The organism is Methylacidimicrobium tartarophylax (genome assembly GCF_902143375.2).
Classification (GTDB): domain Bacteria; phylum Verrucomicrobiota; class Verrucomicrobiia; order Methylacidiphilales; family Methylacidiphilaceae; genus Methylacidimicrobium; species Methylacidimicrobium tartarophylax.
In genome coordinates this window covers 1-8,193 of the sequence record NZ_CABFVA020000091.1, presented here as the reverse complement: position 1 = coordinate 8,193, position 8,193 = coordinate 1, and the positions used below count along the sequence as shown (strand labels likewise).

Below are 8,193 nucleotides of genomic sequence, written 5' to 3'. Positions count from 1 at the left end.
ACCTCGGCTTTCCAGCTTGCCACAACCTCCCGAAGCACCGCACTCCCGATCAGCAACGGACGGCGATTTGCTAGAAGGTAATCATGTGAACCTCAACACCTATCGCCCAGTATGTCGAGGGCCGCTAACGCGTCTTCGTTGTCGTCGGCATCCGGAGACTTCCGACTTCCTGACTTGATTCCCAAATGAGCGTTGATTGCCCTGTTCAGCAGCGACGTCACGGCTGCCCTGTTGTCTCGTCCGGCGACGGTTTTTTCCCGCTTCCACGCCCCTGCCGCTCGGCGATCACTTGAGGTCCTTAAGAATGCGGGCGACCACTGAGCCGGTGCGTTCAGAAAGCCGGTTTCGCGCCTGTACGCGACGCGACTGAGGTTGCACCGGGATGTCACCCACGCTTATTACGCCCGAAAGCAGACCTCCCCTTCCCCAAGAGGCAACTGGTTCCTGAGGGACGGTAAGGGCTTGAGCGGACTCTGCCCCCCCTAATGAAAAAGCCGACCGATCCAGTGGACCACCGCTTCCATCGCGTCCCCCGTCATGCTCCAGCCGTTCCGCAGCCAGGAATGGATCGGTTCGGGAGCAAAGCGGTCGAGGGCAACGGCCACAAGGAGCGCACCGGCTGTGTCGATGAAATAGTGTCCAATCTTTTGGCGCATGCGTTCTGTTATCCTCTGATTGGAAGCATCGAGATTCTTCTTCCGGCTCTCTCCCCTGCTTCTCTCCCCACTCGGGCTTCTCCATGGCCTTCGCGGACGCGTCTCTGCGCAAGCGGTCCACAGGAAGCGTATTGGATTTGCCACAAGTAGGGAGAGACCACAAGGAAAGAGCGATGGAGGCCGGTCTGCTGCTCATCCTGTATGGGGGACTGCTATTTGCTCTACGCGGGGTTCCGCCTCCGCCGATGCCCTCCGGCAGACTCCTGATCTTTCTCCGGTTTCTGGTCGCCGGGCGCTGGTGGCCGCATGGAGCTCTCCTTGCACGGAGCCCAAGGGCAAGTTGGGTGGTCGGCGGCTGGCTTGCAGGGAGCTTCCTGCTTGGCCGCGCCAGTCTCTTCGCTCCCCACTCTCCCCTCGCCTACTCCTTGGAGCAACTCGGCGGTTTGGCAGCGGGACTCTGCCTCCTTGCCGGCTTCGGTCTGGCAGCTTTCCAATTGCGCTCTCGTGCCGAGCGGGAGACCGGCAGGGAGCACGAGCCGCCGCCTCCCGTCCGCGTGCTCGTCACGCTTCGCGAGGATAGCGGGATTCTGCAGCTCCCGGGCACTTCGGCGCAGTCGATCCACCGACTGGCGCCGAGGCTCTATTGGATGCCGGGCGAAGCCGCGGTCCTGCTGGAGAAGGATCGTGTCGTGAGTGTCGCGCCATGGCCGCCCGAGGCGGATGCTGTCGAAGCCGCGTGGAAGGCTCTCGAGGAGAAACTGGCGCAAACCGAGGGTCGGGCGCTTGCTCTCGGAATCGAAAACAACCGGGCAACCGAGGCGCTGCTCCAGCGGGAAGCGAAGATCGAGGATCTGGAGAGGGCGCGCCATCAGCTCGTCCAGGATGTGACCCGTATGCGAGCGGAGAGCCGTCTCGGGAGCCAGTCCGACTTCTATCGGCTTTCCGAGGCCGAATTGACCCAGGCGCGCGAAGCTCGGCAAAAGGAAGTCTCCCTGATAGAACAGATCCTCGCCGTCCGTCAGAAAGTGGGGACGGCGGAAGCCGACGTGCTCACCTAACAGATCTGTCGCGCGATTGGCGTGACGAGAGCGAGAGTCTGGTTCGTTGCCGGCGCGCTACCGGTAACCCACCGGCTTTTGCCGCGGGAGGCGCGGAGAGGAGTTTTTGAGGGGAGCGCAAACGATCCATCGGCACCGAGTGCAGAGGTCAAATAAGGTGACTCGGCGCCAACCGACGTGCAGGAAGGGGAAGAGCACGCGGAGAAGGCCGCGCGCCAGCGACCGACCGAACGAAAAACGGCCGAAGGGGGCAAGACGCCACCCTAAGAGCCAGTGAAGGGGCCGGGAGCGGATCTTCGCCTCCCAGAGACCACACCAAGCGGGATAAAGAAGCAGAAAGAGAAAGTCGCCCCACTTCCCCGCGATCGAGAAAGAGAGAGCCAACAGAGTCACGGCTTCCGAGAAGCTGGCCATTCCCCTTTCCCAGAGCGCCGGACGACGATCGATCGGCTCCACCCTGTTTCTCTTGCGGGCCATCTCCTTTTGCATAGGGTAGCGGCGGCCTTCCCCTGTCGTCCTAATACGATCGGTGGTTACGTGATGGGTAAGGCGCAAATCGCTCTTCTCTGCCTGCTGGCGGCTGCGTTGGCCGAGGCCGGATGCGGATCCGGAGCTCGCCTTGCGTTCGCGCCCGCCTGCGCGGTTGACGTTCCGTGTCGCGCCAGCGACCCGTTGCTCTCCTCCCAGCCGGTTCGGGTCCAGCCTTCCCGGTACGGCTTTGTCCTTACCGAGCCGCTCCGCCTTCACGGCAAGCGGCTCCTACCGGCAGGGACCGAACTCCGCTCGGCGAGGATCTTTGTCCAATCGCTCCCTACCCGCTACGTGGTCGATGGACTTCGGACCGATCCCAAGTCCCCTTTTGTGCCGGCGACGGGAAACGTGCTCTACGAGGAAGGAGTCTACTGGGCGACCCTCAGCAACGCGCGAGTTCCCCGCGGGTCGCCTTCTCCCGGGCTCTAGACGTCCTATGAAGGATAGAGGAACCATGAACCAGCAGAGGACGCTTCCCGAGCCGCTCTCGGGAGTTCCCTTGGGACGGGACGAGCCTAAGGAGCGAGACGAGCCAAGCAAGCCCGCTTCGGCCTTAGGCGAAGTGTTGCAGGGTCATTCTCCGGTAGCAAAACCGGTCGGGAGTTTGACCCAAGACCCGGCGCGAAGCCTTCCGCAGTCCGTGGGAGATTCCTCGGATCTTCCGACTTCGGCTTCGCCAGAGGTTTTCGAAGAAAAGGAAGCGAGGCGTCCGTCGCCAGAGGACTTAGCAGGCGAGCGTCCTGCTTCCCGATCCGCCCGAATGCAGGGCCAAGAGGTCTCTTCTCCTCACGACGCACCCGCTCAGAGCAGGAAAAGAACCCCTCTCCTGCTCCTGAGAACGCTGGAAGAACCGACCGCGGACGCAAACGGAAAAGCGAAAGGACAAACTCTTCCTCATCCTCTGACGGGAACCTTCGGTTTCTCGACCGAGTGCCTCTGCCGCTGGGCAGGCTTGACCATGGTCGGGGCGAGTCTTCTCTACTGGGTGGTCCAGGCCCTGCCGGCGATCTCCACTCCCGCCTGGTGGCGTGCTGGAGCCAAGGAAGCCCAGTGGATTCGCTTGCGGCACGAGGCGGAAGAGATTCTCTCCCGGGCAAATCTCCTCGACAAAGAATTAGCGACGCGAACCCGGCTCGCTCCCATGGTGGCGGCGGTGGCCTTCTCCGCCGTACCCTCGCTTCTCGTCGACGCGCTGGAGATCAGCGCCCCCTCCTCAACGCAAGGGGGCCGCGTGCGGATCCAAATTCGCAGTTTCGACAGCGACGGAATGGGAGCCATGGCGACCTTTGGAGCGATGGTCGGTATGGCTTTCGAGAGGAGCACGGGACGAAAGATTCGTCTCAACCCGACCGGGTTGAAGATACCCTACTCCTTGGACAGCGGGGACTCTCATGGAGCGGAGCCGCTCCGGGCAACCCTGATCGCGCTGCTGCGCTGGGAGGATCTGCGATGAGTCGCAAGACGCTGCTCTTTCTGGGTGCCTGTCTTGGGGTCAGCATGGCTCTTGTCCGGGTCTCTCAATCGATTCCGGCAGAGGCGAAGAAGCGAGTTGCCGTCTGGCAGCAGAGCGAGGCGGCTCAGGGCTTTTTGCAACAGCACTCGCAGGAGATCGCAGCGGCGCGATGGCGCTTGACGCAATGGGAGACGAGCACCGCCGGCGCCGCCGAGGGGCGGCTGGTCGATGCCGTGAGCCGCTTCCAGCGACGGCGGGATGACTTTCGCCTAGTAGGTCTGAGCCAAGCTCCGGAAGGAATCCTCATGGAAGTGGAGTGCCGTTCGCAGGCGGCCGTCGAGTTTCTTCTCTTTTGTGACCGCGAACTTCTCGATTTGGCTCCGACTCGAATTTCCCTCGGCTGCCCTCGGGGTACCCGGGTTGGGAGCTTACGAACCGAGATCGTCTTCCGTCGCCTCACGCACCCGAATCTTTGCATCGTCGCCTCCCCCGCGTCTTCCCCTCCCCCTCTATCGGTCCTGAGCCCACGGCCGAGCGACCTCGGCTTGCGGCCCTGACAGCGAGGTAATCGCGATGAACCCGAATGGTCCCGCGAAGGAGACGAAAGGGGAGCAGCCCCTAGCTAAGAGAGGAAAGCCACCTCTCTCTGCGACAACCCTCGTTCTTTCGGGGTTCATCGGTCTTCTCCTCTTCTTGCTCTTTTTCCCTAACCGAAAAGCAGGATGGGAGATCGGCAAAGTCACCCATGCGGCCGCGCAGGCGGATGGGGAAGCCCATCTTCCCGGAGCGCGATCGGCAGGCGTCGTGCAAAGCCTCCCTGCGCCGCCCTCTTCCCCGCTGACGGCAAGCGTCGCTCTCCCTCCTCCGGGGGGAGTCGATGCCTTTGGGTTGCCGGCGAGCGGCGCTTTTGAAACTGGGTCGGCGCAGAGCGGGGAGCATCCGGTCTCCCTTTCGAGCCTCGCTTCCTACCTGCCGATTTGGGGATACTTCGAGGGGCAAGAGGTGATCGTCGGCGGCAGGGTCTACCATCCAGGCGAGCAGCTCGTGATTCGAACACCCTCCGGCCTTTGCAAAGCTCGAGTGGCGCAGATCGATCGCCATTGTCTCGTTCTCCGGGACGAGGAGGGGACGGAGGTTCGCGTCCCCTGGCCTCGTCCGAGCGGCGGGCCGGGAACGCCGGCCAACGAGATTTTTATCGATCCTTCTTCTTCCGGACGATGAAACCGCTTCCTTTGCTTCTTTTGTCGGTGGGGAGTCTCCTTCCTCTTTCCCTTCTTCCCTCCCGGGGACAGGACGGAGCAGGGGAATGGCGTAAGCGAGTCCCCGCTCCTCCGAGGGAGTTCGACGTCGATTTTCGCCCTGGGCAGAGGGCGAATTTCCCCTCTTTCGAGAGGCCGTCGGAAAGACCGGAGGAGGATGCGGTGGCCAAGGCGTACCACATTCTTGGAATGCCGCTCAACGCCTTCCTCCAAGCCATGGCCCAGCGTGCAGGCACCAACTATATTCCCACTCCGGAGGTTCAGGGAATGGTCAACTCGATCTTCTACGACGTCGATCCCCTCTCGATGGCCAAGGCGGGAGCGCGGGCCAACGGATACAAGCTTGAGTCGCTCGACGGCGTCTTTATCGTCCACCGGGTTCTTCCCGCGGCGGAAGGCCAACCTCCGCTGGGCGCCTTCCGCCAGAAGAAGAGTAGCGCAACGCCCCTGGTTTCCCCTCATCCGGCTCCCTCTAGACCGATGAAGCAATCCGGTGCCGCTGTTCAGGAAAAGTCGACTTCCCTTCGGATCTCGAAGCATCAAGCCGCCGCGGGGCGGAACGACGTCCGTCCCCCCAAGAAACTTCCCGTTGCCCAGAAACCGGACGCACGGACCGAGGACAAGAAGTTGATTGCCCTCACCAAGAAGCTCGCCCTGCAAAAAGAGGAGAGGAAGGAGCTCTTAGAACAGGAGCGGCAGCTCCACCGACGGCTTCGGGAGGAAGAGCGGGCGCTGGAAGCGCAGCGAAAGGCGACCGAGAAGGCACTCCGCGAGCATCTCGTCCGTTCCAAGAAGGCCGCCGAAGGGAGGCAGATGCAGCGGCAGCAAGCGGTCGAATAGCGAATCTCGACCATCGATAAGCTGGCCTATCCGTACTCGATGCCTCGATCGCGCGATCCGGACGATGTCTCGGATGAACATCGGCAAGGCGCACATCGGCGAAGTGAAAGCCGGCACGGGCCACTCGGGCTCAGCCTCGCTTTTGCAGCAGACGAGCCGGTCGACAGGGGTAAGAAGAGGACCAAGCACCGGTTGTGCGGATAGGTACATCGCTTCGCTCTGGAGGGGAACCGGTCATTGACTCCCCTCTTTGGACGGCTATGCTCGGCAACGGTGCAAGGGCGACAGGGCGTTTTTCGATCTTGGTGGAAGAATGGAAACTCGCGGATTCTTCTTTTACTGCTAAGCGGCATTATCCCAGCAATCCTTACTTTGCCTGGTCAAGCCTCTGAAGCCGAGAGCCTCGCCACAGCGTCCGACATCAGCCGAGACCCTTCCGATCTCCCCGGGCCTCTGCCGAGGCGAGCCCCGACGCTGGTTCGAATCGATCTGCAAGCGCGCGAGGTCGACGGGAAGCTCACGGACGGAGCGATCTTCCGTTACTGGACCTTCGACGGGAAAGTTCCCGGGCCGTTCCTGCGAGTCCGCATCGGTGACACCGTCGAGGTTCACCTCCGCAATGATCCCGGAAGCCGAATGGTTCACTCCGTGGATCTGCACGCCGCGTGGGGTTACTCAGGAGGAGCTACGCTCACCCAGGCGGTCCCGGGTGCGGAAAAGGTCTTCACCTTCCGTGCCCTAAACCCAGGACTCTACCTCTACCACTGCGGGACGCCCGTGATCTCGCAGCACATCGCCAACGGGATGTATGGTCTCATCCTGGTCGAACCGCCTGGCGGCCTTCCAAAGGTGGACCGGGAATTCTATTTCATGCAAGGGGAGATCTATACGTCCGGCTCCTCCGGATCTTCCGGTTCCCTGGTGTCGGATCTCTCGAAAATCCTTCAGGCGCAACCGGACTACTTTGTGTTCAATGGCTCGGTTGGCTCGCTGCTCCGCCATCCTCTTCGCGCTCGTGTCGACCAGAAAGTGCGGATTTACTTCGGGAACGCTGGCCCGAACTTCTCCTCTAACCTCCATGCGCTTGGAGCGATCTTTGAACGAATCTATGAGGACGGCAGCGTGGCAACGCCTCCCATGGAGAATAGCTGTTCGATTTTTGTTCCGGCCGGGGGAGCCGGATTTGTCGAGTTTACGCCGAAGGTTCCGGGAAAATACCCACTGGTCGACCACTTTTTCGCCAGGCAGGAGAAGGGGTTGGGCGGGGAGCTTCTTGTCACCGGGCCGCTGGATCCCTCGATCATCCACGAAGGAAAGGCCCGCTAGGAGACGCTTTTTTTTGCACGCGCGGCCACTTCCCTTCACGCTGCCGAACGGCGGAGGTGGGAGGGAAGGATCTTCAGCGCCGCCCGGTATTTGGCCACCGTCCTCCGGGCAAGGGCGATTCCTTTTTGTTGGAAAGCCTCGACGATTTCCTGATCGGAAAGAGGATTCCGCGGGTCTTCCTTGCGAACCATCTCTTCGAGGGTCGCCTTAACGGTCTGATTGGAAAGGAGATCGCCCTTGGCCGTCTGATAGCCGGGGCGGAAAAAGTACTTGAGATCGAAAATCCCATGAGGAGTTTCGATATACTTGTTCGCGATCGCCCGACTTACCGTTGTTTCATGAACGCCTACTCGGCGAGCGATCTCCCCCATGGTGAGCGGTCGTAGATGGCTGAGGCCGTGATCTAAAAACTCGGTCTGGCAGTCGACAATCGCTGACGCGACTTCCGAAAGCGTCTGCTGACGAAGGCGCAGGCATTTCAGAAGGAAGCGGCCGGATCGGATCTTGTCCTTCAGATAGTTCCGCAAGCCCGGATCTTGTCCATTGGCATGCAAGAGGTCCTTATACGCTCCGCTAATCCGCAGCCGGGGGATGACCGCCTCGCTGGTAAGAACGGTCCATTTTCCATCGACCCTTTCCACACGGAGATCAACTTCGACGATCGCCTCCCGCTCGGTGCGGCGGAAGCTGCCCCCCGGGTTAGGCTGGAGAGTACGAATCAAAGCGGCAGCAGTCGTTACACGGGAGATCGGGACGTGCAGAAGCTTTGCGATTTCGGGAAGCTTTTTTCGGGCAAGAAGCTCCAGGTAGCTTTCCACGATCTTGGCTTCCACCTCCTGCCCTTTTCCTTGCCGACGAAGTTGGAGGAGCAGGCACTCTTGCAGGTTGCGCGCGGCGACTCCCGCCGGGTCAAAGCCTTGGACCAGGCGGAGCGCTTCCTCCGCTTTTTCTAGGGAAAGTTCCGTCCGATTGGCGACCTCTTCGAGATCGATCCGCAGATAGCCTCGGGAATCGAGATTGCCGATGATCTCGATTCCGCCGCGGAGCAGTTCCGGGCCACCGGCTGCCGC

The 8,193-nt window shown here is 61.5% G+C and carries 10 protein-coding genes; 7 read left to right on the top strand and 3 right to left on the bottom strand.

The window, feature by feature from the left end:
• Positions 1–482: 482 nt before the first annotated feature.
• Complete coding sequence (locus tag MAMT_RS11430) at positions 483–656, bottom strand: hypothetical protein (RefSeq protein ID WP_178087027.1); 174 nt, start codon at positions 654–656, stop codon at positions 483–485.
• A 173-nt stretch (positions 657–829) separates the two neighbouring features.
• On the opposite strand from MAMT_RS11430, the gene MAMT_RS08405 reads away from it, so the two are divergent.
• Positions 830–1,714 carry a hypothetical protein gene (locus MAMT_RS08405; protein WP_142660530.1) on the top strand — a complete coding sequence of 295 codons (885 nt, stop codon included), beginning with the start codon at positions 830–832 and terminating at the stop codon, positions 1,712–1,714.
• Between the two features lie 57 nt (positions 1,715–1,771).
• Here MAMT_RS08405 and MAMT_RS08400 read toward each other — a convergent pair whose 3' ends face one another.
• On the bottom strand, positions 1,772–2,191 hold the full coding sequence (locus MAMT_RS08400) for a hypothetical protein (protein WP_142660529.1): 420 nt from the start codon (positions 2,189–2,191) through the stop codon (positions 1,772–1,774).
• A 63-nt stretch (positions 2,192–2,254) separates the two neighbouring features.
• Here MAMT_RS08400 and MAMT_RS08395 point away from each other — a divergent pair, with 63 nt between their 5' ends.
• The 6 genes from MAMT_RS08395 to MAMT_RS08370 all read left to right on the top strand — a co-directional run bounded on the left by MAMT_RS08395 (position 2,255) and on the right by MAMT_RS08370 (position 7,123).
• The gene (locus MAMT_RS08395) at positions 2,255–2,674 is read left to right on the top strand and encodes a hypothetical protein (RefSeq protein WP_142660528.1); all 420 of its coding nucleotides are present in this window, start codon (positions 2,255–2,257) and stop codon (positions 2,672–2,674) included.
• 25 nt (positions 2,675–2,699) lie between these two features.
• Positions 2,700–3,698, top strand: coding sequence for a hypothetical protein (locus MAMT_RS08390; RefSeq protein WP_142660527.1), 999 nt, complete (start codon positions 2,700–2,702; stop codon positions 3,696–3,698).
• Positions 3,695–4,255: a hypothetical protein gene (locus tag MAMT_RS08385; RefSeq protein WP_142660526.1), complete on the top strand. Its 561-nt coding sequence runs from the start codon at positions 3,695–3,697 to the stop codon at positions 4,253–4,255. Before MAMT_RS08390 ends, MAMT_RS08385 begins: the two co-directional genes overlap by 4 nt.
• A 16-nt stretch (positions 4,256–4,271) precedes the next feature.
• Positions 4,272–4,919, top strand: a complete 648-nt coding sequence (locus MAMT_RS08380) for a hypothetical protein (RefSeq protein WP_142660525.1) — start codon at positions 4,272–4,274, stop codon at positions 4,917–4,919.
• Positions 4,916–5,797 carry a hypothetical protein gene (locus MAMT_RS08375; RefSeq protein ID WP_142660524.1) on the top strand — a complete coding sequence of 294 codons (882 nt, stop codon included), beginning with the start codon at positions 4,916–4,918 and terminating at the stop codon, positions 5,795–5,797. The genes MAMT_RS08380 and MAMT_RS08375 overlap by 4 nt, the downstream gene beginning before the upstream one ends.
• A gap of 372 nt (positions 5,798–6,169) precedes the next feature.
• Positions 6,170–7,123 (top strand): multicopper oxidase domain-containing protein, encoded by a 954-nt coding sequence (locus MAMT_RS08370; RefSeq protein WP_246186605.1) that lies wholly within the window; start codon positions 6,170–6,172, stop codon positions 7,121–7,123.
• 35 nt (positions 7,124–7,158) lie between these two features.
• On the opposite strand, the gene rpoN is transcribed toward MAMT_RS08370, so the two are convergent.
• The coding region (gene rpoN / locus MAMT_RS08365) for an RNA polymerase factor sigma-54 (RefSeq protein WP_142660522.1) at positions 7,159–8,193 on the bottom strand (1,035 nt) is incomplete at its 5' end.